The organism is Nocardioides sp. NPDC101246, assembly GCF_044767415.1.
Lineage (GTDB): Bacteria > Actinomycetota > Actinomycetes > Propionibacteriales > Nocardioidaceae > Nocardioides.
The window spans coordinates 464,691-487,783 of sequence record NZ_JBIWNX010000003.1; the positions used below are offsets into that span (position 1 = coordinate 464,691).

Consider the following 23,093-nt stretch of genomic DNA (forward strand, 5'->3'; position numbering starts at 1 on the left):
CGAGAACCCTAGGAAGGGCTGCTGGCGGCGCCGGCGCCTCCAGCCACGCGTACCCAATCCACGGGAGCACCGCCCCTGGCCGTGTTCTCGATGATCCGGCGTACGCCGTCGCGTGTGCGCGCCCAGTTGTCGGTGCGTACGCTCCCGGCGGCGGCCGCCGCCCGGGCCGGGACGTTGGCCGCCCCGACCGCCTCGAACAGGGCACCGGCGATGCCTCCCGGTGTCGGGGACGCCCAGCCGACATGTGGGTTGTCCAGGTCCGCACGGGCATCGGGCGAGGAGTTGACCACCGGCACACAGCCTGCCGCGAGCATCTCCTCCGCGACCAGCGAGATGTTGGTGAACGACATCGCCAGGCCGGCGACGCACCGGTTGTAGAGCGCGTTCAGCTCCTCGGGAGTGAGCCGGCCGTGGTGGACCACCGGGAACCTGAGCTCGGGCACCGGCGAACCGTAGACGTGGATGGGCTGATCCGGGTGCCGCCGGTGGAACTCCGCGAGCGCGAGGGTGCCGAGCAGGTAGCCGCGCCGCGCCAGGCCCGGCTTGGCGTAGAAGACGACGCCGGAGCGCGGGCCCTGGTTGTGCAGCGAGTAGACGGAGGTGTCGCAGGAGAACGGCACCAGCTCCGAGGAGACGCCCAGGTCCTCGCGCAGCCGGCGGTGCACCATCTCCCCCAACGCGATGTTGGTGAACCCGAACCGGTAGGTGTCGGCGGCCAGCTCGTACTCGGAGCCGTGCGGCGAGAAGAGCGGCTCGTAGTCCTGGATGAAGTAGAGCCGGTGCAGCGGCCGCGTCGGCCGGACGGCGAGCACGTGGGCCGACTCCCACCCGGTCGCCACGCAGGCGTCCAGCCCGTCGAACCCCTCGTCGACCGAACGGACCTCGGCCCGGACCCCCGGCCAGCAGTCGCGGATCACCTCGGCCTGAGCGGCCGCCGAGCCGTGGTGCCGGTCGTAGAGCAGCACGACACAACGGTGGCCGGCCTGTTCCAGCGCCTCCACCATCCGGAACATCGTGGTGTGACCGCCCGAGCCGGCCGCCGGCGGCGTGGTCAGCCAGCCGACCACGAGCGGGCGCCCGCGCGGCACCGGCGGCACCGGACCGAGCTCCAGGCGCGTGGAGTCGGCGATGTCCTCGGGCAGCAGGCCGAAGTCGAGGGTGTGCGCGTCGAGCTGCTGATAGGCACGCCGTACGGCGCGGCGGACCACCCCGCGCGGCCCTTCGCGCCGGAGCTTCCCGGCGATGCCACCGAGCACGCCGCCGCTCACCGTCCCACCGCCCCGCTGAGAGCATCCGCGACGATCTCCTGCTGCTCTGCGGTGATGCCCGGGAACATCGGCAGCGAGATGATCTCGCGCGCGAGCGCCTCCGCGACCGGGAACGAGCCGACGCCGTGTCTGAGCCAGGAGAAGGCCGGCCACAGGTGCACCGGCGCCGGGTAGTGGATGCCGGCACCGACCCCGGCCTCCAAGAGGTCGCCCAGCACCCGGTCGCGGTCGGCGACCCGCGCGACGTAGAGGTGCCAGACGTGCTGGTTTCCCGGCAGGACCCGCGGCAGGACCACCTCGGGCACCTCGGCGAGCAGCGTGGCGTACCGCTGCGCGGCCTCGTCCCGCTCGGCGTTCCAGCCCTTGAGGCGCTCGAGCTTGAGCGAGAGGACGGCCGCCTGGACCGAGTCCAGACGGGAGTTGGTGCCGACGTCGAGGTGCTCGTACTTCGCCACCCCGCCGTGGTTGCGCAGGGCACGGACCCGGTCGGCGATCTCCGCCGACCCGGTGGTCACCGCTCCCGCGTCCCCGTAGGCGCCGAGGTTCTTGCCCGGGTAGAAGCTGGTCCCGGCAGCCGAGCCGAAGGACCCCGCCGGGCGGCCGTTCCGGCTGGCTCCCTGGGACTGGGCCGCATCCTCCAGGAGGAGTACGTCATCACCCACCGCCTCGCGGAGCCGCTCGAAGGGCGCCACCTGTCCGTACAGATCCACCCCGATGACCGCTCGGGTGCGGCCGGTGACCCGGCGGGCGACGTCGGCGGGGTCGATCAGGAAGTCCTCGTCGCAGTCGGCGAGCACCAGGTCGGCGCCGACGATCGCTACCGCCTCGGCGGTGGCGACGAAGGTGTTGGCGGGGACGATCACCTCGTCGCCCGCCCCGATGCCCGCGCCGCGCAGAGCGAGCACCAGCGCGTCGGTGCCGTTGCCGACGCCGATGCAGTGCTCGACGCCGGCGAACTCGGCGTACTCCTCCTCGAAGCGCCGCACCTGCGGCCCCAGGACGAACGCGCCGCTCTCGCAGATCTCGGCGAACGCGCTCACCGCCTCGTCGTTGATGGCCTCGTTCTGGGGCCGCAGGTCGACGAAGGGCACGCTCGGGCGTGGGTTCGCGGTCATGACGGGGTTCCTTCCGGGACGGGGGCCGGCTCGAGCCGGCGAAGCTGGGTGAATCGCGCGCGCCACCACCGCAGCAGCGGCAGTGCGTAGAGCACGAGGACGGCGGCGGCGACGGCGGCCAGCGTGAGGAGCCGGTTGCTCCAGAGGCCGGCGAGCCAGCCGCAGACGACGGCCGCCGGGACGGCCGCGAGGAGCGGGACCGCCGCCGGTCGGAGGAGGTCTCCGGACCGGATCCCGACCTTGGCGAGCGCACGCAGGTAGAGCGGCACCACCACGACCGCGACGACCACGACATGGGTCCAGCCGGCGCCGGCCAGGCCCCAGCGCGCGACGCCGACGATCATCGCCGGCACCATCGCCACGACCCACGCGACCTGCACGACGAGGACGGCTCGGGTCTCCCCCGCGGCGACGAGGAAGGTGGCCACCAGGTCGAGCACGACCCGGACACCTCCGAACACCGCGAGCCCGGTGAGCGCGGCGGCCGCCGGCTCCCAGCGCTCGCCGTAGACCAGGGTGACCAGCGGGACGGCCGCCCCGGCGAGGCCGAGCGAGGCCAGGGTGGCCACGGTGGCCAGGGGTGCGATGCAGAGCACCAGGCCACGGTTGCGGACCTGTGGTGAGGATGCCTGCGAGAACGCGGGCAGCGCCACCACCCTGATGGCGGCTCCGAGCGCGCTCATCGGCCAGGAGGAGATGTTGAACGCCAGCACGTAGAGCCCGAGCTGCTCGGGGCCGAGGGTGCGGGAGACGATGAGGTTGTCGAGGCTCAGCAGCAGCCAGGAGAGCAGGTTCGCGGCGGCCAGCGGGAGACAGAACGCGAGCGACTCCCGGGCCAGCGCAGGATCGAATCCCAGCCGTGGCACGGTCCGGGTGACGATGTACAGGCCCACCGCGATGATGCTCTGGCAGGCGATCTGGCCACAGGCGAGCGCCTCGGCACCGACACCGCCCAGGATCAGGCCGAGGGAGACGACCACCGAGGCCAGCAGGCCGAGCGCGTTGATGCCGAACAGGGCACCTTGCCGATAGGCCCTGGTCAGTCGCGCCGAGGGAACGATCGTGAAGCCGAAGACGGCGATGCTCACCGCCATCAGCCTGATCACGCCGACCGACTCCGGGCTGTCGAAGGCGAGCGCGATCGGCTCGGCGGCCAGGGCCATCGTCGCGCCGAGGGCGACGCTCACGCCCAGGCCGATGCTCGCCACGGTCGGCGCCCGCGGCTCCATGTCGGGCGCGCGGACCAGGTCGGCGCCGAGCCCGAGGTCGGCCAGGGTGCTCAGGATCGCCCAGACCGTCAGCGCCACCGCATAGACGCCGAACTCCGCCGGCGCGACCAGCCGGGCGACGAGGATCCCGAACAGCACGCTTCCGACGCGCATCGCGATGGTGCCGCCGAGCCCCCAGCCGAGGCCGCGGCTCACCCGCCCGGCCACCGTCCCATGAGAGGTCGTCGTGGTCATGTGCCGTACCTGCGCTCGAACCGCCACCGCAGGTGGTGCCGGACCTTCGCCGTCGCGCGGCTCCACGGTGCCGGACTGGGCACCCGGCCCTCCGTGGCCTCGGCCCAGGCGCGTTCCCAGGCCCTGGTGCTGCGGATGGCGGAGTGCGTCTCGGCGGCGAAGCGGAGGTGGTCGAGGAGGATCGAGGAGTCGCCGTGAGCGACCTCCCGGCCGCGAACCAGCGCTTCCTTCGCCAGCGCCTTCATCGCGTACGGCCGCAGGCTCTGGACCTCGGCGACGTCCGGTGCGCGCTCCTCGAAGAGGATGTCGAAGGTACGCCGACGCTCGCGCAGGTCGGTGAGCCAGCCCGCGTACTCGGTCAGGTGCATGTTGGCGTCGTGGACGCGGTAGGCCGCCTGGATCGGTCCGTCCACCCGGCCGACGTCCCAGCGAACAGCTGTGCGCAGCCACATGTCGAAGTCGCCCGAATGGGGCAGCCGAGGGTCGTAGCCGTCGGTCTGCTCGAGCGCCTCGCGGCGCATCACCGCCTCGGGGCTGACCAGGAAGCAGCGACCCTGCCGGGCCGCGGTGCCGAGCCAGTCCCTTCCCGACCAGACCGACCAGCTGCGGGTCCTCCTCGGCCCGACCGGGAGCTCGTCGGTGAACGAGCGGGCGTACCCGTAGACCAGGCCGACCCCGGGATGGTGCTCCATCAGCGCGACCGCACGGGTGAGCGCGTCGGGCATCAGCACGTCGTCCGCGGAGACGAGGGTGACATAGTCCCCGCGCACCCGGGAGAGCCCGTCGTTGTAGGTCTGGATGTGCCCGGCGTTCTGCTCGTGGACGAGTACGTCGACGCGTGGATCCGCGGCGGCCAGTGAACGTGCGACATCGGCGCTGCCGTCCGGGGACGCGTCGTCGACGATCAGCACATCGACGTCGACGCCGTCCTGGGCGAGGGCACCCGCGACCGCCTGAGGCAGATAGCGCCCATAGTTGTAGCAAGGGATCACGACACTGACCGACGGGCGCGTCCGCAGCGGTCGCGGGCGTTCGAACCGGCGCATCAGACCGGCACCCGGACCGGTCGGGCGGGAACCCCGGCCCACGTCTCGCCGGTGGGAAGGTCCGTGAGGAGCACGGCCCCCATGCCGAGAACGGAGTCGGCACCCACAGCGACGCGCTGGCGCACCGAGGAGTTCATCCCGAGGTAGGCGGCCTCGCCGACGACGACCTCCCCACCCAGAGCGACACCGGCGCACAGGGTGGCGAAGTCCCCGACGATGTCGTCGTGGGTGAGGACGGCATTGGGCATGACCACGACATGCCGGCCGACCGAGACCTGCGAGGTCAGCCGGGCACCGGCGAGCAGGATGCTGCCCCGTCCGACCTCGCACCCGTGGGCGACCGAGGCATCGGGGTGGATGACGGTCGCGAACCGCTCCGGGGTCACCCCGTAGTCGAGCAGCCGCGCGATGAGCCGGCGGCGTATCCGGCCCGATCCGGCGCAGACGACCAGGTCGGTGCCGCTGTCGGAGACCAGCTCGACCGGGCCGATGACCTCGACCCCGCCGACGATGGTCCCCCAACGTTCGCGGTCGTCGTCGACCGCGACGATCTGGTCGTAGCCCGTGGTGGCGGCCGCCACCTCCCCGGCCAGCCCGCTGGCGGCGACGAGAACGAGCGTGGTCATCGGCGTACTCCCCCCTGTCGGAGTACGCCGATGACTCGCGCCTGCTCCGAGTCCGAGAGCTGGTGGAAGAGCGGCAGGATGAGCGTGGAGTCGGTGAGATGCTCGGTGGCAGGCAGCACGACCCCCTCCGAGACGTACGCGGGCTGCCGGTGCGCCGCCATGATCCCGCGTCGCGCGGAGATCCCGGCCTCTGCCAGGGCGCTCAGCAGCCCCTCGCGGTCCATCCCGTACCCCCCGGTGGTCGAGCCTGTCGAGGCCACCTCGATCCAGAACGACTGGAAGTTGCTCGTGCCCCAGGCCGGGTCGGCCACCGCACGCAGCCCGTCGATCTCGGCGACCGCCTTCGCATAGCCCGCGGCCAGCTCGCGGCGCCGGGCCACGACCTCGGGCAGTCGGGACAGCTGCACCAGGCCTACGGCCGCCTGCAGGTCGGTCATCCGGAAGTTGAAGCCGACCTCGTCGTAGGACTCCGGCGGCGAGACAAGACTGGCGTGCCGGTCGGCCGCCGAGACGCTCATCGCGTGCTCACGCAGCGTGCGGGCCCGTGCGGCCCAGTCCTCGCGCGAGGTGGTGAGCATCCCGCCCTCGCCGGTGGTGAGGATCTTGCGCGGGTGGAAGGACCAGGCGGCGATCTCGGCGCCGGCGCCGACGGGACGACCTCGGTAGGTCGAACCGGCACCGCAGGCGGCGTCCTCGATGACGACGATGTCGAGCGGGTCGCAGACCTCCCGGATCGCGTCCAGGTCGACCGGCACCCCGCCCTGGTCGACCACGATCACCGCGGTCGTCCGCGGCGTGAGGGCCTCCCGGACGGTCGCCGCGGTGAGGTTCCCGGTGACCGGAGAGACGTCCGCGAAGACCGGGCGGGCGCCGACGTAGACCGCCGCGTTGGCGGTCGCGATGAACGAGAAGGACGGGACGACGACGTCGTCCCCGGGGGTCACCCCGGCCACGACCAGCGCCAGGTGGAGCGCCGTCGTGCAGCTCGAGGTGGCGACCGCGTGAGCAGCCTGCTGCGAGTCCGCGAAGCGACGCTCGAACTCGGCCACGCGCGGCCCCTGGGCGACCCAGCCGGAGCGGAGCACCTCGGTGACCGCCGCGACCTCCTCCTCGCCCAGCCAGGGCTGCATGACGTTGATCCGGCTCATGACGTACCGCCTTGGAGAGCCCGGCCGGCCGCGATCTCGGAGCGCAGCGGCGTCCACCACTCGACCAGCTGCCGCAGCCCCTCCTCGAGCCCGATCGTCGGCTCCCAGCCCAGGTCGTCGCGGGCCGCATCGATCGAGGCGAGCCGGCGGGTGACCCCGTTGACCGCTCGCTCGGGACCGTGCTCGACGCCGAGGTCGGACCCCATGACGCGGACGAGCGCCTCGGCCAGCTCCAGCAACGAGGTCTCGGTGCCGGAGGCGATGTTGTAGACGCCCTCGGTCACGCCGGAGGCGGCGGCCAGGATGTTGGCGCGGGCGATGTCGGGGACGCAGACGAAGTCCATCGTCTGGCGCCCGTCGCCGAAGATCAGCGGCGGCTTGCCGTCGGCGATCCGCTCCATCCAGCGCACCAGCACCTCGGTGTAGGCGCCGTGCACGTCCATCCGGGGCCCGTAGACGTTGAAGTAGCGCAGCCCGACGTAGTCGAGGCCGTGCATCGCCCGGAAGGACCGCACGAGCCCCTCGTTGTAGGACTTCGCGGCGCCGTAGAGGGTGTCGTTGTTGTTGTGGTGGTGCCCTTCCGGCGTCGGGAACTCCTCGGCGAGCCCGAAGACCGAGGCCGAGGAGGCGTAGACCAGCTTGTCCACGCCCGCGGTGACCGCGGCCTCGACCACGTTGAAGGTGCCGTCGACCAGCACCTCGTTGGCCAGCCGCGGCTCCTCGGCGCACAGCGTGATCCGGATGGCGGCCTGGTGGAAGACGAGGTCCTTGCCCGCGGTGAGGTCGCCGACCAGGTCGCGGTCGCGGATGTCGCCCTCGACCAGGGTGACCCGGCCGGAGGCGAGGGCGTCGTCGAGGTTGGCCTTGCGTCCCCGGATCAGGCTGTCGAGCACGTCGACATGGCCCACGCCTTCCGAGAGCAGCTGGTCGACGATGGTGGAGGCGATCGTGCCCGCACCTCCGGTGACCAGGACGTTCGCGCCGTTGAGAGTTGTCATCGGATCAGCTCCAGGGTCGGGGTCTCGGCGGCCACCTCGACGAGGGCGCCGCGGGCTCGGAGGCTGGTCTGGGCCGCCTCCAGGACGGAGAGGACACGGAGCCCGGCGGCCCCGTCGGTGCGCGGCGTACGGCCGTCCCGGATCGCCTCGGCGAACTCGCCGACCATCCGGGAGAGCGCCTCGTACTCGGGCAGCGCCGGCGCCCAGGTGTCGCCCAGCCGGTAGGCGATGGTCGCGGTGGCGCGGTCGGCGATGTCCACGCTCTGCTGGACCAGGTCGACGCCGCGGTCGAAGACGCTGAGCCGCTGTTGCGGGTTGAGGTCGTCCCAGACCAACGTACGCCGGCTCCCGCCGATCACCATCTGCCTGATCTTGGTGGGGCTGAGCCAGTTGACGTGGACGTGGGCCATCACCCCGCCCTCCAGCGGCAGCGTCAGGTAGCCGACGCACGCCTTGCCCGCCTTGAGCGGGTCGGCGCCGTGCGCGGCGACCCCGGTGGGGCGCAGCCCGCCGGGCAGGACGAAGTCGAGGATGGAGAGGTCGTGCGGGGCCAGGTCCCAGAAGACGTCGACGTCGGGCTGCACCAGCCCGAGGTTGATCCGCACCGAGTCCACGAACAGGATCTCGCCGAGCGACCCGTCCTCGACCAGCTCGCGGATCTTCTGCACGACCGGCGTGTAGCAGTAGGTGTGGTCGGCCATCAGCACGAGATCGTTGGCGCGCGCAGCCTCGACCATGCTCCGCCCGGACTCCACGTCGTCGGCCAGCGGCTTCTCGACGAGCACGTGCTTCCCGGCCCGCAGCGCCCTCTCGACGAGGTGCCGATGCGTGCCCGCCGGCGTCGCGATCGCCACCGCGTCCACGTCCTCGCGTGCGAGCACCTCGTCGAGGTCGGTCGTGGCCAGCACGTCCGTGCCGCCCCCGATCACCTCCTGGGCCCGTCCGAGGTCCAGGTCGACGACCGCCACCAGCGTCCAGTCCGGTGCGTTCCGGAAGTTTCGGACCAGGTTGGGCCCCCAGTACCCGGCCCCGACCACTGCCACACCGAGCGGTTCCCCATCAGTCATGTCGACCATGAAATCCGCGAGGGGCGAGGCTCCGAAGAGCCTCGCCCCACCTATCCCCCCAATTAGGGACCGCCTCCCCCGGCTTATGGTGACGCCGGGCGGAACCGCACGTCCACGAAGTAGTTCGTGGAGTTCCAGGATCGGTTCGGGAGCCCCCCTCCGGACCCGTACCGATACCTGCCGTTGGCTCCGCCCGGTGCCGTCAATGGGCCGACCGTCCGCGACTGAGTGAGGGCGGCGGGAGTGGAGGAGTAGCGCCCGTTGGGGGCGTAGTAGGACACGACGTACGTCACCCCCGGCGTGAGCGCGACCGGGGTCGGCAACGTGGCGGTCTGCCAGCCGGTCGCGGTCTCTCCGGTGAAGGTCACCTGGGCGATCCTGGTGCCGGCCGAGTTCCACAGCGAGCCGGTGTGGGTGCCGGTGTTGCCGGTGCCCTTGTAGAACCGGATCGCCGTCACCGAGCCGGCCACGGACGTCGTGAAGGCGGTGCCGACCTCGATCGGCAGCAGGTCGACTGTCGACGCGGTCTGCGGCGTGACCCCGGTGAACAGCGAGACCTCGTTCACGACAGCCGCGGCCGTCGTGAACGACCACGTCTGCGTCGGCAGGCTCACCCCGTCGGTCGAGACCACGCCCGAGGCGCTCACCGACACCGTCGCCCCGGCCGGCAGCGCGGCCGACGGCGTGAACTGCAGCGTACGTCCGTCGCTGCTCAGCGCCGCCGAACCAGCCACCGAGGACCCGTTGGCGGTGGCCGACATGCTCCAGCCGTTCGCCACCGACGCCGAGAACGTGATCGCTGGATCGACCCCGGTGTCCACGCCGGTCGCGCCCGGGCTCGGATCACGCCCGGTGACGCTCATCGTCGCCGCTGCCCGTTCGAAGACGACGTCGACGAAGTAGTTCGTCGCGCCATAGCTGAACGTGGGGAACCCACCCGCGGCGCCGTAGAGATAGCGGCCGTTGTTGGTCGCCGGCGCGGTCAGGTCACCCGAGGTCCAGGCGGTGTTGAAGAACCCGGGGGTGCCCGAGTAGTGACCCTGCGGAGCGAGATAGGAGACGACGTACGTCGCCCCCGCCGTCACCGGGACCGGGTTGGAGAGCGTCGCCTCCTGCCAGCCCGAGGCGGTCTCGCCTACGAAGGTGACCGAGGCGAGCCGGGTGCCGGAGTCGGACCACAGCGACCCGACATGGGTTCCGTTGTTGCCCGTCCCCTTGTAGAACCGGATCGCGGTCACCTGGCCGTCGCGTGCGGAGGTGAAGGCGGTGCCCACCTCCACCGGGGACGCATCGCTCACAGCCAGCTGCTGCGGCACCTGGGCACCGAAGAGCGACTGGCTGGTCGCCGACTGGGCCCGGGTGCGGAACGTCCAGTTCTGTGGAGCCAGCGTGGCCCCCTCGACAGAGGTCACCCCGGTCAGGCTGACCGAGACGTTCGCATCGGACGGGAGCAGATCGGTGGGATCGAAGGTGATCTCGTTGCCGGCCTGGTTCAGCGACGACGTCCCCGCGATCGGGCCGCTCGGGCCCGAGACGTTCATCTGGTAGCCGGAGGTGATCGCGCTCGAGAAACCGACCGTGATGTTGGTGCCGCGCGGCACCGAGACCGCACCCGGAGCCGGGCTCTGTGCCGTCACCGTCAGCGTCGGCGCACCCTTCTGGAAGACCAGGTCCACCATGTAGCTGGAGGCCGAGGAGTTGCCCGGGAATCCTTCGCCATAGGTAAAGGCGCCGGCGGTCGAGCTGACCGAGATCGGCCCCTTGGAGAGGTCCGAGGCGGCGAACGCGTTCGGCGTCGCCGAGTAGGACCCGTTGGTGTGGTAGGAGGCGACGTAGTCCACCCCCGCCTGGACCGCGACCGGCTGGGTGAAGGTGAGCGTCTGCCAGCCGGAGGTGCTCTCCCCGGTGAACGTGCCCTGGGCCAACGCCTGACCGCTGCTCGACCACAGTGTGCCCGTGTGCGACCCGGTGTTGTTCACCCCCTTGTAGAACCGGACACCCGTGACGGTCCCGGTGACGGTCGGGCGGAACCGCACACCCAGGGTGAGCGAGGCACGCTCGGAGTCCTCCAGGATCGTCGGCACGTCATCGTCGTTGTAGATCGAGCACGGGCAGACTCCTGGTGTCGCCGGCGGTTTCGCGGTCGTGAACGACCAGGTCTTGCCGCCGGTGAGCGGGGTTCCCTGGGTGTCCGTGGCCGCGAGCGTGACGGTGTGCTTCACGAAGCCGGCCAGCGTGTTCGAGGGCGTGAAGGTGACCGTCCTGGTGGCTGCGTCATAGCTGGTCGAACCGGGCACCGTCGCTCCCACGGCGTCCTTGACCGAGACCTGGACCGAGGAGGACACCACCGGCTTGGAGAAGCGGGCACTGATGGTCGTCGACCGCGGGACCGAGGACGAGTCCGCCAACGGCCAGGGGCTGATCGCGGAGAGCGGCGAGTCGTCGGTGGTCGTGAAGACCACGTCGACGTAGTAGTTGGAGTTCTGGTGCGAGTTGGCCGGGAAGGTCCCGGGGTTGGCGTAGACGCCCGCAGGCTCAGCCCCGTAGCCACCCGCGATCTCGAGCGGGTACGCCTCCATCCCCTTCGCGCCGAAGGCCCATGGCTGCACGGCGTAGCGCCCGTTGGGGGCGGTGTAGGAGACGATGTACGTCGTGCCCGCACTCAGCGCCACCGGGCTGGTGAACAGTGCCTGTTGCCAGCCACCGGAGGTCTCGCCGCTGAAGGTGACCTGGGCGAGCCGCTCGCCGCTGGTGCTCCACAGCGAGCCGGTGTGGGTGCCAGTGTTCCCCGCGCCCTTGTAGAAGCGCACGCCGGCCGCGTACCCGTCGGAGAGAGGGGTGAAACGCAGGCCGAGCTCGGCAGCGCTGGGGTCGTCGGCCGAGGGTGTCGCCGGGCCGGTCAGGGCCGTCCAGGTGGTCGGGATCGCGGTCTGACCGAAGATGCTGCAGCCGCAGGAGACGTTGAACGTACGGGTTGCCGTCGCGCCGATGTTGGCGCTGTCGTCGACCGCCCGGACCCTGACCGAGGTGTTGCCGACGCCGGGCTGGATGTATTCAACCGTCCATGCCGAGGTGCCCTTGCCGGGGTGCCAGCTGGTGCCGCCGTCGGTGGAGTACTCCACGCCGGCCACGACTCCGCCGGTGTCGGTCGCGGTGCCGGTCAGGGTCACCTTGGACCCGTTGGCCTGGGTCGATCCCGCCGCGGGCGTGCTGATCGAGACCGTCGGACCGGTGGTGTCGGTCGAGGCCGTGACCGCCTGCATGCCGGCCATGAGCGTGGTCGGTTGGGCGCCCATGTCGGCGAGCAGGTTGATCTGCGCCTGTTGCATCGCCGGGCTGGTCGCGTCGTCGTTGTAGGGACTGTCGTGGGTCGTGTCCAGGCCCCAGGTCCATTGCACGGTGCCGGCCCCGAAGACCAGCGCGCCGCTCTGAGCGCGGTAGAGCGTGATCGAGTGGGTGGTCGTCCCGTCCCCGACGCTGCTGCCGAAGTCGTGCATGTACTGGCCCTCGATGAACCCGGTCGTCTCCGAGGCCCGGATCAGGCCGGGCGGACGGAACCCGTTGTCCTGGGCCTCGTCTGACTCGTAGCCCACCGTGTGCGGAGCCAGCGCCGTGGTGGCACCGCTCATCTGGTTCAGGCCGGTGCCGCGCCAGAGCCGCTGCTTGCCCTGCTCCCGGGTGACGGTCAGCGGCAGGTTGGTGTTGTTGGACATGAAGATGGTGCCGGTCAGCGCGTTCTCCGGCAGCCCGCCGCCCTGGCTCTTCGGCGCGTAGCGCGGGTCCCGCCAGGTCGAGGTGGACTCGTCGGCGGGGTCCGAGGCGCCCCAGGCCTCCTTGTAGGTGACCAGCGTGCGGTAGGACCGCTTCGCGGACTCACCCAACTGCGAGGACTCGTAGCGGGTACGCCAGTAGACCTCGTTCCCGCTGAGGAACTGCAGGTTCACCCCGGCGTCACGAGCAGCCTCGACGTTGGCCCGCTGGGCGCCGCTCCAGTACTCGTCATGGCCGACGGAGAGGAAGGTCTTGTGGTTGGTGAGCAGCCCGCCGCGACGGTCGGTGTCGACCCCGGCGATGTAGCTGACGTCGTACCCGTTCCGCTCCAGGAACCTCACCAGCGGGAACTCGTTGGCGAAGTAGAAGTCCCGCGCCGGGCTGTGCCGGGTCACGAAGGGCCGGTTGTAGCTGAGCTTGTACGCCCGCCCGTTCGCCCCACCCTGGTAGAAGCTCGACCCGCCGTAGAGGTTGTACGCCTGCCAGGTGGTGTCCGAGGTCTGGAAGACCACATCCGAGTGGCTGGCGTCGTCGCGGACGATGAAGGTGATGTGGCTGGCTTCGTTCGTGTCGGCGCGGTGGAGCAGCGCGACGTAGACACCCGAGACCGCGTCGGCGGGCACCTGCCAGGTGGCGGAGATTCCCCAGTTGCCGCAGTCGACCATCTCCGTGGCGGACTCGCGCATGCAGTTCGGCTGGGTCTGCGGCAGGGACGCGGACGGCGTGACCGAGGTGATCCGCCGGGCACCGTTACCTCCGTACCACCCGGTGCGGTAGATCGTGATCGTGTACGCCCTGGCGTCGGTGTCGACCTTGAAGTCGATCGGGTTGCCGACATTGACACTGATATCGGTGGCGAACCCCTGGATCGAGTCGTCCCCCGCACCGTCGATGTCCCATTCGCTCGGCGGCGAGCCCGGTTTGGAGTTCTCGCAGGCGATCTTGTTGCCACCGGGACCACAGGGGTCGCCGGCGGCCTGGGCAGTCGTCGCGGTGGTGGCCGTGAGGCCGGTGAGGATCAGGACGGCTCCGAGAAACACGGCCAAGAGCCTGCGGCCCCCGGTTCTGGGATGCAGCATGTGCTTCGTGCTCCTTCAGGGGTTCAGGCTCGCGAGCTCTCGTCACGCAGCCAGGTCGTGTAGTCGCCGGCACGGACGGCTCTGCGGGAGAACCGGCGCGCGATGACGGTGATCGTCAGGAAGACCGGCACCCGGAGACCGATCGACGGCTGACGCAGCCCGAGCTTGATGAGGTCCGAGACGGATGTCGATGCGTGGCGGGCCGCATGCTGGTCCGCCTGGTTGTTGCCGGTCGCCACCCTGGTCCGGCGACGGACCAGGTCGGCGACCGTACGCGGCGGCTGCACCACCACCACGGCGTTCGCGACGATCCGGCGCTCCTGCGGCGCGAACGCCTCGGAGACCACCAGGTCGTCGTTCATGAGCCGCACCTGGGCGTCCACCCGGGCCTGGCCCTCGGCGGAGAGACAGAACGCGCCGCGACCGAACAGGCCGTTGCGTACGTTCGGGAGGCTCTCCCACACCCGGTAGTAGGCCCGGACCGGCCACGATGAGGCACCGGACGGAACCTCACGGGACGGCCCGGCGGCGTGCACCCCCGGCTCCGCCACAGCGGCGACCAGGCGCAGCGCGTCGGGACCGGGAAGGCGTACGTCCGCATCGAGATGGATCCGGGGGAACACCGAGGTGGCCGCGTTACCCAGCTCGACGGCGAGCGCTTTCGAGGCGGACGAGGTCTCGAGGACACGTACGCCCGGGACCGACCGCGCCACCGTGACGGTGTCGTCGGTGCAGCCGTTGCAGACCACCACCACGTCGAAGGTGCCCGCCGGGACACCGTCGAGCAGCGCGGCCAGGTTCCCACGCAGACCAACCGACTCGTCGTGCGCAGGCACGACGACGCTCGCTGCTGTCGGGGAACGCTCCATGCCCCGGAGCATCGCCGCCCTCGAGCGGCCCCCGATCGGCCGGGCTCACTCATCACCCAATATCGGTGACGACGGCTCCGCGGGCCGGCCGGGAACGACGAAGTTGATCATGTTGGCGTTGTCGTAGTCCCGGGCGATCACCCGGCCGGGGTTCCCTCCGACGAGGCTGCGTGGCGGCACGTCCTTGGACAGCACCGTCCCGGCGGAGATGGTGCAGCCGTCACCGACCGTGATCGCACCGGAGATCACCGCGCCCGGGCCGATCCAGACGTCGTCCCCGATGGACGGTACGCCGTGGTCTCCGGCGGCGATCCGCTGCCCGATGGTCACGTTGTGGTGGAGCACGCAGTTGCTGCCGATCACCACCGGCCCGATCATGATCCCGGAGCGGTGCATGACCAGCAGCCCGGGGCCGATGTCGGCCCGGCGGCCGATCTCGGCGTGATGGATCCGCATGTTGTGCCGGTTCCAGAACCAGAAGACGCCCAGGCCGAGCACTCCCAGCACCGGGCGCCGCTCGCGGAGCCCCCCGACCCAGTGCCCGAAGCGATAGCAGGCCACGCAGTGGAGCTCGTAGTCGGTCAGCCAGAACCGGACCTTGGCGAGCAGGGACGGGTGCCTGCTGCCGAGGTTGATCGTGTACATCTTGGCCAGGTCGACGGCGAAGTCGCCGTCTCCCCGACCGACAGGATCAGGCCTAACCAGCAAGGCGGTCCGCCGTCGTCTTCTCGGCCACGTAGGCCACCAGGTTGGCGACACCGTCGAGGTTCGCCGGCACCGTCTCCGCCTCGGTGACCGTGATCTGGAACTCCTCCTCGAGGAACTCGATGAGCTCCAGGATCCCGGTCGAGTCGATCACCCCGGACTCCACCAGCGAGTCCGTCGGTGCCGGCAGCCGCTCCTCGTCGCCCAGCAGGAGGCTGTCGAGGATGAACGCCTCGATCGTTCGCTGTACGTCAGACATCTTCTGCTCTCTCCCTGGTCACCTTCGTGGTGCCGGACCGGCCGGCCACGTCCATTCACGCCCACTGTTCTGGCAGGCGGCGTCGGCCCAGCGCTCCGACCGGCACGAAACATGCCGACATTGGGTGATAAACGCCTCGGTAGGAGCCCGCTCTCCCGCCTGCGCCGACAAGCCTTGGCGCTCAGACGCGCAGACATCTACCGAGGAGAGCCATGTGCGGAATCTGCGGAGTCCACTCCGCCGCCGAGGCGCCTGACCCCGGCCTCGTCCGCCGGATGCTGGCTGCCCTGGCGCACCGCGGACCCGACGGCAGCGGCTACTACCGCGACGAGCGGGTCGCACTCGGCCACACCCGGCTGGCGATCGTCGACACGGTCGGCGGCGTACAGCCGATGTGCGGCGAGGACGACCAGGTCTGGGTCACCTTCAACGGCGAGATCTTCAACCATGTCGAGCTGGCCGCCGACCTCCGTGCCCGCGGTCACCGCTTCCGCACCCGTAGCGACACCGAGGTGATCGTGCACGCCTGGGAGGAGTGGGGTCCGGGCTGCTTCGACCGGTTCAACGGCCAGTGGGCGCTGGCGATCTGGGACCGGCGCACCGGTGACCTGGTGCTGTCCCGGGACCGGTTCGGCGTACGCCCGCTCTACTACACGCGGTCCGGGGGAAGGCTGCTGTTCGCCTCGGAGGTGAAGGCGCTCTTCGCCGATCCGGAGGTGCCGCGCGAGCTCGACCCGGCCGGGATCGACCAGGTACTGACGCTGTGGTCCACGGTCGCGCCGCAGACGGTCTTCCGCGGGATCGAGCAGGTGCCGCCCGGCAGCTACCTGACCTTTCGGGACGGTGTCGCGACCGACTGCACTCGCTACTGGGCCCCGACCTTCCCCGCCCGTGGCAGCGAGCAGCGCACCGATCTGAGGGGCAACGCCGAGGAGCTGCGGGAGCGGCTGGTGGCCGCCACCCGGCTGCGCTTCGAACGCAGCGACGTTCCGGTGGCCGCGTACCTCTCCGGCGGGATCGACTCCGCGGTCACCGCCGGTGCGATCGCGGGTTTCACAGACGTTCCGCTGCACACGTTCTCGCTGCGTTTCGCCGACGACGAGTTCGACGAAGGCAGCTACCAGACCCTGATGGCCAAGCAGCTGGGCACGGTGCATCAGGATGTCGTGGTCCGCGAGCGCGACATCGCCGATGTCTTCCCCGACGTCGTACGTCACGCCGAGAGTCCGCTGCTGCGCACCGGCCCCGCGCCGATGTTCCTGCTCTCCCGCCTCGTGCGCGAGTCGGGCTTCAAGGTGGTGGTGACCGGTGAGGGCAGCGACGAGGTGCTCGGCGGGTACGACATCTTCCGCGAGGGACGGATCCGGGAGCTGTGGACTCGCGACCCGGCCGCCGCAGAGGCAGCCGTGGAGCAGCTCTACCCGTGGATGAAGCGATCCCCGCACCAGGCGCCCGCCTTCGCCAAGAGCTTCTTCGGCCGCAACCTCGTCGCCGGCGACCCGGCGATCTCGCATCGGCCCCGCTGGGATGCCACGGCCGTGCTGCGCTCGATGCTGACCGCCGACGTCCGCGGGGCCGGCGATCGGGTCCCGGCCGACGACGTCCTCGCGGCGATGCCCGCCGAGCAGGCGGGCTGGGACCCGCTGTCGAGGGCGCAGTGGCTGGAGATGACGACCCTGCTGCCGGGCTACATCCTGGCCTCCCAGGGCGACCGGATGCTGATGGGCAACTCGGTCGAGGGCCGGTTCCCGTTCCTCGACCTGCACGTCGCCGAGCTCGCCTCCCAGGTGCCGGCCGACCACAAGATCCATGGGATGGACGAGAAACACCTGCTGAAGGTCGCCTTCGCCGACCTGGTGCCCGAAGAGATCCTGCGGCGCCCCAAGCAGCCCTATCGGGCGCCTGACGCCGCGGCCTTCTTCGCCGGCGGCACCCCGGACTGGGTCTTCGACGTCACCTCCGGCTCCGCGCTGGAGGCCGCCGGGATCTTCCGGCCCGAGCTCGTCCAGCGGCTGCTGGAGAAGGCCCGGCGGACGGGCGGGCGCCGTCTCGGCAACACCGACAACATGCGGCTGGTCGCCGTCCTGTCCACCCAGCTGCTGCACAGCGAGCTGCTCGCGGGACCGGTCGCCGGGCCGACCGCGCCACCCGAGCCGCTGACCATCTTCGACCGCACTCTCGAGTCCACCGGAAGGAACCCGGCCCAGCCATGAACAGAACAGCCACGACCAGCCAGAACGCAGCGTACGGACTGGAGACGCTCCGCTTCGACGAGGAGGCGGAAGCGACCCGGATCGGCGAGTCGATCCGCCGCTACCTGGTCGCCAACAAGCGCAAGGGCATCGTGCTCGGCGTCTCCGGCGGGATCGACTCCAGCGTGGTCGCCGCGCTGGCGGTCAAGGCGCTCGGCCCGGAGCGGGTCTTCGCGCTGCACATGCCCGAGCAGGAGTCCTCCGAGGACACGATCGGGTTCAGCACGAAGCTGACCGATGCCCTGGGGATCGACTCGGTGCTCGAGGACATCTCCCCGGTCCTGGTCGGTCTCGGCGCCTACCAGCGGCGGGACGACGCGATCCGACGGGTCGTGCCGGCGTACGGGCCGGGGTGGAAGTCGAAGATCATTCTGCCCAGCGTCGTCGACTCCGACGCGTTCCGGCTCTTCTCCGTCGTCGTCGAGGACCCCTCGGGCACGCAGAGCACGCATCGCCTGACGACCGAGGCCTACCTGGAGATCGTCGCCGCGACGAACTTCAAGCAGCGTGCCCGCAAGGCGTTGGAGTACTTCCACGCCGACCGGCTCAACTACGCCGTCGCGGGCACCCCGAACCGGCTCGAGTACGACCAGGGCTTCTTCGTGAAGCTCGGCGACGGCGCCGCCGACGTGAAGCCGATCGCGCATCTCTACAAGTCGCAGGTCTACGCGATGGCCGCCCACCTCGGTGTGCCCGAGGAGATCCAGGCCCGCCCCTCGACCACCGACACCTACTCCCTGGAGCAGTCGCAGGAGGAGTTCTACTTCTCGCTGCCCTACCAGCGGATGGACCTGTGTCTCTACGGGCTCAACCACGGCGTGCCGACCGTCGAGGTCGCCGAGGCCACCGGCCTCACCGTCGAGCAGGTCGAGCGCGTCTACCGCGACATCGAGCAGAAGCGGCGTACCACCGCCTACTTCCACGCCGCCCCCGTGCTCGTCGACGAGGTTCCGTTGAATATCAAGGGTTCTTGATATAATGTCGGCAGGCATGACCACACCACCCTTCATCCCTGCCGACCACCTCGGTGCCGTGAACCGCGCCCTGACCACCACGACCCGCGGGGGCGAGGAGCTGCGCGTGCTCGTCGTCGAGCGCAGCTACGACGCCGACCCGGACGAGGTCTGGGACGCGCTGACCACCAAGGAGCGCATCCCGCGCTGGCTGATGCCGGTCACCGGCGAGTTCGAGGTCGGCGGCCGCTACCAGCTCGAGGGCAACGCCGGCGGCGAGATCCTCGCCTGCGACCGCCCCAAGCTGCTCTCGATCACCTGGGCTTACGGCGACATGATGTCCTGGGTCGACGCGACCCTGACCGCCACCGGTGGCCGCACGCTGCTCCGCCTCGAGCACTCCGCCCCCGTCCCCCCGGAGCAGTGGAAGGAGTTCGGCCCCAGCGCCGTCGGCATCGGCTGGGAGCAGATGCTGCTCGGCCTCGCCCTCCACCTCTCCGCCCCCGAGGCCGAGAAGATGGACCCGATGTCCCCCGACGCGCTGCCCGCGATGATCGAGCACACCCAGGGCTCCGCCGCCGCCTGGGTCGAGGCCGACATCGCCTTCGGCACCTCCCCCGACCAGGCCCGCGCCGCCGGCGAGCGCTGCGTGGCCGCCTACACCGCGATGCCGGAGCCGGAGTAGCGGGGAACAGTCGCTTGCACGCCTTCGACGTCCTCGGCGACCCCGTACGCCGCCGCATCCTCGAGCTCCTCGCCGACGACGACCTCACCTCGGGTGAGATCGTCGAGACCATCTCGGCCGAGTTCGGCATCCGCCAACCCGCCGTCTCCATGCAGCTCAAGGTCCTGCGCGAACACGGCTTCGCCAACGTACGCCCCGACGGCACCCGCCGCATCTACTCCCTCGACACCGGCCCCATGGCCGAGGTCGACGCCTGGCTCACCCCCTTCCGCCGCTTCTGGACCCAGCACCTAGATGCGCTCGACACCGAGATCAGGCGTGGGCGTCGGCAGGGTCCAACGGAGGGCTGATGCCGCGTGCGGGCCCGAGAGGCTCGCGAACGTGGCCGTGGCTTCGTTTCAGTGTTCGCCGCCGACCCTTGGTTCGATTGTTTCTCGATCACGCACCGCGTCAAGGACGGGCTTCGCCCGCCGCTTCGCGGTGGCCTGCGGCCATCCTTGACCCGGCACCCGATCGAGAAAGATTTCGCCTGTATCGGGTCGGCGGCGAGAGTGTGGCGCAGCAGATTCCGTTTGATCCGGGCATGGGCCGTGAGCTGGCCGTGCGCGGGGAGGCCCGGTGCCTCGTGGGTGCCTACGGCAGTGGGCGTGACCTTGTGAACCGTTCACAAGCGGGCCGTGGCTTTTGATCGGGTCGGGTTGGCGTCGGCAGCGTCACGATCTCCCCACTGGGTGGGGCAGCTCGTGTCGCCGCACGAGCCGATGAGACCTTGCGAGAGGCTTCACAATCCTCGACTGCCCAAGATCCGCGCAGGACCGGGACAGTATTTCGCCGGTCGGGCAGGAAGGTGCGCGACGGCGATGCGTTCGCCCTCGGCCCTCGGCGCTGCGTCAGATCAAGGGCACCATGGTCGCGGAGGTAGAGCACCAAGGCGGCCGCACCCCCGCGAGCATCTGCCGGCGCACAGGTTCCTACCGAGAGTGTCACGCGACCCAGCCACATCGGCCGGTGGTCGCGCCGGCACAGAGACCGGTTGCCCTGAGGAGTCGTCATGACTCGCACATTCCGACCCGAGTGAGTCTCACCGACCGTGGCGCGCTTGACGGCGCAACCACGTCGACCATGTGGGCCAGCCAAGCAACCACGCCAGCAGCGACCCGCCAACCAGCGAACGCGACGACTCGGGTGCGCCGACAGGGGGCGACCGGGGCGGCCTGAGTGCTGGCCGAAGCGACCGGGCTAGCCGGAGTGCTGGCCGAAGCGACCGGGCTAGCCGGAGTGCTGGCCGAAGCGACCGGGCTAGCCGGAGTGCTGGCCGAAGCGATCGGGTCGATTGGAGTGCATGGGACAGGGCGCGTCGGACTGGGCGCCCAGCCCCAGGGGGCCGCACCCATGCGTGCGCTCCGCCCCGGAAGGGCACGCAGACCAGGGTCGCTCTTGACGGGAGGCCACACCGACTCGGGTCGGCGGGGTGGGGATGCGGCCTCGGCTGGAGCCGACCCAGGTTCAGCGATGCCACGATCGTGACTTGATGGGGTGACCGTTGGCCGACCTGGCCTAGGGACGCCGGGTGAACCGGATCGCGCCATCCGGTAGTCGCTCATGGACATACGCCGGGGCGTGGGCCAGGCGGTGATGGTGGAGACAGAGCAAGGCCCCGTCCTTCAGGTTGGTCTTGCCGCCGGCAGCCCACGGATCTAGGTGGTAGGCATCGCACCACCGTCGCGCGCGTGACGGCGCAACCACGTCGACCTTGTATGGGCCAGCCAAGGCAACCGCGCCAGCAGCGACCCGCCGACCCGCGAACGCGACAACTCGGGTGCGACAACTCGGGTGCGACAACTCGGGTGCGACAACTCGGGTGCGCCGACCGGGTGCGCCGACCGGGTGCGCCGACCGGGTGCGCCGACCGGGTGCGCCGACCGGGTGCGCCGACCGGGTGCGCCGACCGGGGCCACCGGGGCCACCGGGGCGGCTGGATTGCTACTCGAAGCGACCGCGTCGATCGGAGTGCATGGGGCAGGACAAGTCGGAGACTGGGCGTTCAGCCCCAGGGGGCCACACCCATGCGTGCGTTCCGCCCCGGAAGGGCACGCAGACCAGGGTCGCTTCTGACGGGGCGGCCGCACCGACTCGGATCGGCGGGTGGGGATGCCGCCTCGGCTGGAGCCGAAGCGGCATCAGCGATGCCACGATCGTGGCTTGATGGGGTGGCCGTTGGCCGACGCGGTCTAGGGACGCCGGGTGAACCGGATCGTTCCGTCCGGTAGGCGCTCATGGAGGTACGCCGGGGCGTGGGCCAGGCGGTGATGGTGGAGACAGAGCAGTGCGCCGTCCTTGAGGTCGGTCTTGCCTCCCGCAGCCCACGGATTCAGGTGGTGGGCGTCGCACCATTCCGGTGGCATGTCACACCCTTCGGCTTGGCAGCACTTGGCCTGCAACCGGAGTGCCTTGCGCTGGATCGGCTGGAAGAACCTGCTGGCCCGGCCGGCGTCGAGGACCTCACCGTCACCGCCCAGCACCCACGGGATGATGGCGGCGTTGCAGGCCATCCGGCGGGCCTCAGCGGCGGTGATCGTGGCCCCGTTGGTCTCGTCGTAGCCCAGGATGGCGGTGCCGAGGTCCTTGCGGAGCTCCTCGAGGGAGATCACTACGTTCACGGTGGTCGCATCCCCACCATGGCGGGGCAGGCTGGCCGGATCGAGGGTCTCCAACAGGCGGGAGAACCCCTGCCCCATCAACCGCTCCCACGGCGGCAACGAGGCACCCTTGTCAACCAACTGCTGCTTGCGGGGCTGGGCATAAGCCTCGACCAGCCGCTTGAACCGCATCCCGATCGAGACCGGCAGCACGCCGTCGAACCCGACGGTCCCGTCGTGGTTGTCCCACACCCGGAGCGCGGTCCTCGCCTGGGCGCGTTCCTCTTCGGCGAGGAGGGCCTGGGCTTCGGCGTCTTCGAACCGGGCCGGGTCGATCTCGGCCAGGATCTTCCTGCCCACAATCGCCAACTCGTTCGCGGTCAGCCTGGTGGCGTAGTCGACCAGGAGCTTCTCGGCCAGGACCAGGTCCTCGGCGCTGGCGATCGGGTCGGCCTCGATCTTGTCCAACGCTTTGGTGATGACCCGGGCCTTGTCGGAGGAGACGACACCGGCAGCGAGACCGTCGGCGACGAGCTCGTACTGGGCGATCTTGGTGGCGAGCTTGATCTGGGATCGGGCCACGGCCTTGTCGACCAAGAGCTCGGCGCGCATCCAGGCCGAGGCGTCCTTATCCCCGGTCTCCTCGGCGATATCACCGGACGAGGCCAACACTCGCAGCTTCAACGCGGCCTGCTGGGCCTGGATCGTCTCCAACCGGGCCAGCAGGTCCTTCTTCGTCGCGGTCCGCCAATAGGCAGGGTCACTGGCGAGCAGGTCGTGAAGGGAGGACTCGATGGCAGCGAGAGCGGCGTCGATCGCATCACCGGGATGGCTTCCCCAGTGGTCGACGTCGCGCTCGAGACTCATCGTGATCCCTCCCTTCAGAGGCGTGTTGTGATGGGTCTAATTCTACGCCGCCGGAGGGATACCTAGCCACCTATAGGTGCAGGTCAGAGGCCATTTTCGCGGTAAGTGAACGAGGTCGCCCCTGTGGATGGTAAGTGGCCCGAAGGGCCACCCCTCTACCCCCACAAGCCCCACCTTCCCCAGCAGGATTCCGCTGCGCCACACCCGGGCCGCCGCCCCGATAGCCAGCCAAATCTTTTCTCGATCTGGTCCGGAGTCCAGGACCGCGAAGCGGCCGGCGAAG

General features: G+C 70.4%; 17 protein-coding genes. 4 read left to right on the top strand and 13 right to left on the bottom strand.

Going from position 1 to position 23,093, the window contains the following annotated elements:
* Positions 1 to 8 precede the first annotated feature (8 nt).
* The 12 genes from ACIRON_RS07735 to ACIRON_RS07790 form a co-directional block, all read right to left on the bottom strand.
* Positions 9 to 1,268 carry a glycosyltransferase family 1 protein gene (locus tag ACIRON_RS07735; protein WP_402991137.1) on the bottom strand — a complete coding sequence of 420 codons (1,260 nt, stop codon included), beginning with the start codon at positions 1,266 to 1,268 and terminating at the stop codon, positions 9 to 11.
* Positions 1,265 to 2,383: a DegT/DnrJ/EryC1/StrS family aminotransferase gene (locus tag ACIRON_RS07740; RefSeq protein WP_402991140.1), complete on the bottom strand. Its 1,119-nt coding sequence runs from the start codon at positions 2,381 to 2,383 to the stop codon at positions 1,265 to 1,267. The genes ACIRON_RS07735 and ACIRON_RS07740 overlap by 4 nt, the downstream gene beginning before the upstream one ends.
* Positions 2,380 to 3,846, bottom strand: a complete 1,467-nt coding sequence (locus ACIRON_RS07745) for an oligosaccharide flippase family protein (RefSeq protein WP_402991142.1) — start codon at positions 3,844 to 3,846, stop codon at positions 2,380 to 2,382. The genes ACIRON_RS07740 and ACIRON_RS07745 overlap by 4 nt, the downstream gene beginning before the upstream one ends.
* Positions 3,843 to 4,892, bottom strand: coding sequence for a glycosyltransferase family 2 protein (locus ACIRON_RS07750; RefSeq protein ID WP_402991145.1), 1,050 nt, complete (start codon positions 4,890 to 4,892; stop codon positions 3,843 to 3,845). The genes ACIRON_RS07745 and ACIRON_RS07750 overlap by 4 nt, the downstream gene beginning before the upstream one ends.
* Positions 4,892 to 5,518: a NeuD/PglB/VioB family sugar acetyltransferase gene (locus ACIRON_RS07755; protein WP_402991147.1), complete on the bottom strand. Its 627-nt coding sequence runs from the start codon at positions 5,516 to 5,518 to the stop codon at positions 4,892 to 4,894. Before ACIRON_RS07755 ends, ACIRON_RS07750 begins: the two co-directional genes overlap by 1 nt.
* Complete coding sequence (locus ACIRON_RS07760) at positions 5,515 to 6,666, bottom strand: DegT/DnrJ/EryC1/StrS family aminotransferase (RefSeq protein ID WP_402991150.1); 1,152 nt, start codon at positions 6,664 to 6,666, stop codon at positions 5,515 to 5,517. The genes ACIRON_RS07755 and ACIRON_RS07760 overlap by 4 nt, the downstream gene beginning before the upstream one ends.
* Positions 6,663 to 7,664, bottom strand: coding sequence for an NAD-dependent epimerase/dehydratase family protein (locus ACIRON_RS07765; RefSeq protein ID WP_402991153.1), 1,002 nt, complete (start codon positions 7,662 to 7,664; stop codon positions 6,663 to 6,665). The genes ACIRON_RS07760 and ACIRON_RS07765 overlap by 4 nt, the downstream gene beginning before the upstream one ends.
* The gene (locus ACIRON_RS07770; protein ID WP_402991155.1) at positions 7,661 to 8,731 is read right to left on the bottom strand and encodes a Gfo/Idh/MocA family protein; all 1,071 of its coding nucleotides are present in this window, start codon (positions 8,729 to 8,731) and stop codon (positions 7,661 to 7,663) included. The genes ACIRON_RS07765 and ACIRON_RS07770 overlap by 4 nt, the downstream gene beginning before the upstream one ends.
* An 83-nt stretch (positions 8,732 to 8,814) precedes the next feature.
* Positions 8,815 to 13,542 carry a DUF4082 domain-containing protein gene (locus tag ACIRON_RS07775; RefSeq protein WP_402991157.1) on the bottom strand — a complete coding sequence of 1,576 codons (4,728 nt, stop codon included), beginning with the start codon at positions 13,540 to 13,542 and terminating at the stop codon, positions 8,815 to 8,817.
* Positions 13,543 to 13,604: 62 nt separating this feature from the next.
* A complete protein-coding gene (locus tag ACIRON_RS07780; RefSeq protein WP_402991160.1) occupies positions 13,605 to 14,450 on the bottom strand; it encodes a glycosyltransferase in 846 nt (281 codons plus the stop codon).
* A gap of 45 nt (positions 14,451 to 14,495) precedes the next feature.
* Positions 14,496 to 15,158, bottom strand: a complete 663-nt coding sequence (locus ACIRON_RS07785) for a serine O-acetyltransferase (protein ID WP_402991163.1) — start codon at positions 15,156 to 15,158, stop codon at positions 14,496 to 14,498.
* Positions 15,148 to 15,414, bottom strand: coding sequence for a phosphopantetheine-binding protein (locus ACIRON_RS07790; RefSeq protein ID WP_091050683.1), 267 nt, complete (start codon positions 15,412 to 15,414; stop codon positions 15,148 to 15,150). Before ACIRON_RS07790 ends, ACIRON_RS07785 begins: the two co-directional genes overlap by 11 nt.
* Before the next feature lie 212 nt (positions 15,415 to 15,626).
* On the opposite strand from ACIRON_RS07790, the gene asnB reads away from it, so the two are divergent.
* Genes asnB through ACIRON_RS07810 form a run of 4 tightly spaced genes read left to right on the top strand, consistent with a single transcriptional unit; the run spans position 15,627 to position 19,654 of the window.
* The gene (gene asnB / locus ACIRON_RS07795) at positions 15,627 to 17,627 is read left to right on the top strand and encodes an asparagine synthase (glutamine-hydrolyzing) (protein WP_402991167.1); all 2,001 of its coding nucleotides are present in this window, start codon (positions 15,627 to 15,629) and stop codon (positions 17,625 to 17,627) included.
* Positions 17,624 to 18,640 (top strand): NAD(+) synthase, encoded by a 1,017-nt coding sequence (gene nadE / locus ACIRON_RS07800; RefSeq protein WP_402991170.1) that lies wholly within the window; start codon positions 17,624 to 17,626, stop codon positions 18,638 to 18,640. The genes asnB and nadE overlap by 4 nt, the downstream gene beginning before the upstream one ends.
* Before the next feature lie 16 nt (positions 18,641 to 18,656).
* Positions 18,657 to 19,304 (top strand): SRPBCC family protein, encoded by a 648-nt coding sequence (locus ACIRON_RS07805; RefSeq protein ID WP_402991173.1) that lies wholly within the window; start codon positions 18,657 to 18,659, stop codon positions 19,302 to 19,304.
* A gap of 14 nt (positions 19,305 to 19,318) precedes the next feature.
* Positions 19,319 to 19,654 carry an ArsR/SmtB family transcription factor gene (locus ACIRON_RS07810; RefSeq protein WP_402991176.1) on the top strand — a complete coding sequence of 112 codons (336 nt, stop codon included), beginning with the start codon at positions 19,319 to 19,321 and terminating at the stop codon, positions 19,652 to 19,654.
* A gap of 1,881 nt (positions 19,655 to 21,535) precedes the next feature.
* Here ACIRON_RS07810 and ACIRON_RS07815 read toward each other — a convergent pair.
* The gene (locus ACIRON_RS07815) at positions 21,536 to 22,810 is read right to left on the bottom strand and encodes an HNH endonuclease (protein WP_402991179.1); all 1,275 of its coding nucleotides are present in this window, start codon (positions 22,808 to 22,810) and stop codon (positions 21,536 to 21,538) included.
* Positions 22,811 to 23,093 lie beyond the last annotated feature (283 nt).

Coding starts and splice junctions, on each gene's coding strand:
- ACIRON_RS07740 (WP_402991140.1), bottom strand. CDS start 2,383: ATGACCGCGAACCCACGCCCGAGCGTGCCCTTCGTCGACCTGCGGCCC.
- ACIRON_RS07745 (WP_402991142.1), bottom strand. CDS start 3,846: ATGACCACGACGACCTCTCATGGGACGGTGGCCGGGCGGGTGAGCCGC.
- ACIRON_RS07750 (WP_402991145.1), bottom strand. CDS start 4,892: ATGCGCCGGTTCGAACGCCCGCGACCGCTGCGGACGCGCCCGTCGGTC.
- ACIRON_RS07755 (WP_402991147.1), bottom strand. CDS start 5,518: ATGACCACGCTCGTTCTCGTCGCCGCCAGCGGGCTGGCCGGGGAGGTG.
- ACIRON_RS07760 (WP_402991150.1), bottom strand. CDS start 6,666: ATGAGCCGGATCAACGTCATGCAGCCCTGGCTGGGCGAGGAGGAGGTC.
- ACIRON_RS07765 (WP_402991153.1), bottom strand. CDS start 7,664: ATGACAACTCTCAACGGCGCGAACGTCCTGGTCACCGGAGGTGCGGGC.
- ACIRON_RS07770 (WP_402991155.1), bottom strand. CDS start 8,731: ATGACTGATGGGGAACCGCTCGGTGTGGCAGTGGTCGGGGCCGGGTAC.
- ACIRON_RS07780 (WP_402991160.1), bottom strand. CDS start 14,450: ATGGAGCGTTCCCCGACAGCAGCGAGCGTCGTCGTGCCTGCGCACGAC.
- ACIRON_RS07790 (WP_091050683.1), bottom strand. CDS start 15,414: ATGTCTGACGTACAGCGAACGATCGAGGCGTTCATCCTCGACAGCCTC.
- asnB (WP_402991167.1), top strand. CDS start 15,627: ATGTGCGGAATCTGCGGAGTCCACTCCGCCGCCGAGGCGCCTGACCCC.
- nadE (WP_402991170.1), top strand. CDS start 17,624: ATGAACAGAACAGCCACGACCAGCCAGAACGCAGCGTACGGACTGGAG.
- ACIRON_RS07805 (WP_402991173.1), top strand. CDS start 18,657: ATGACCACACCACCCTTCATCCCTGCCGACCACCTCGGTGCCGTGAAC.
- ACIRON_RS07815 (WP_402991179.1), bottom strand. CDS start 22,810: ATGAGTCTCGAGCGCGACGTCGACCACTGGGGAAGCCATCCCGGTGAT.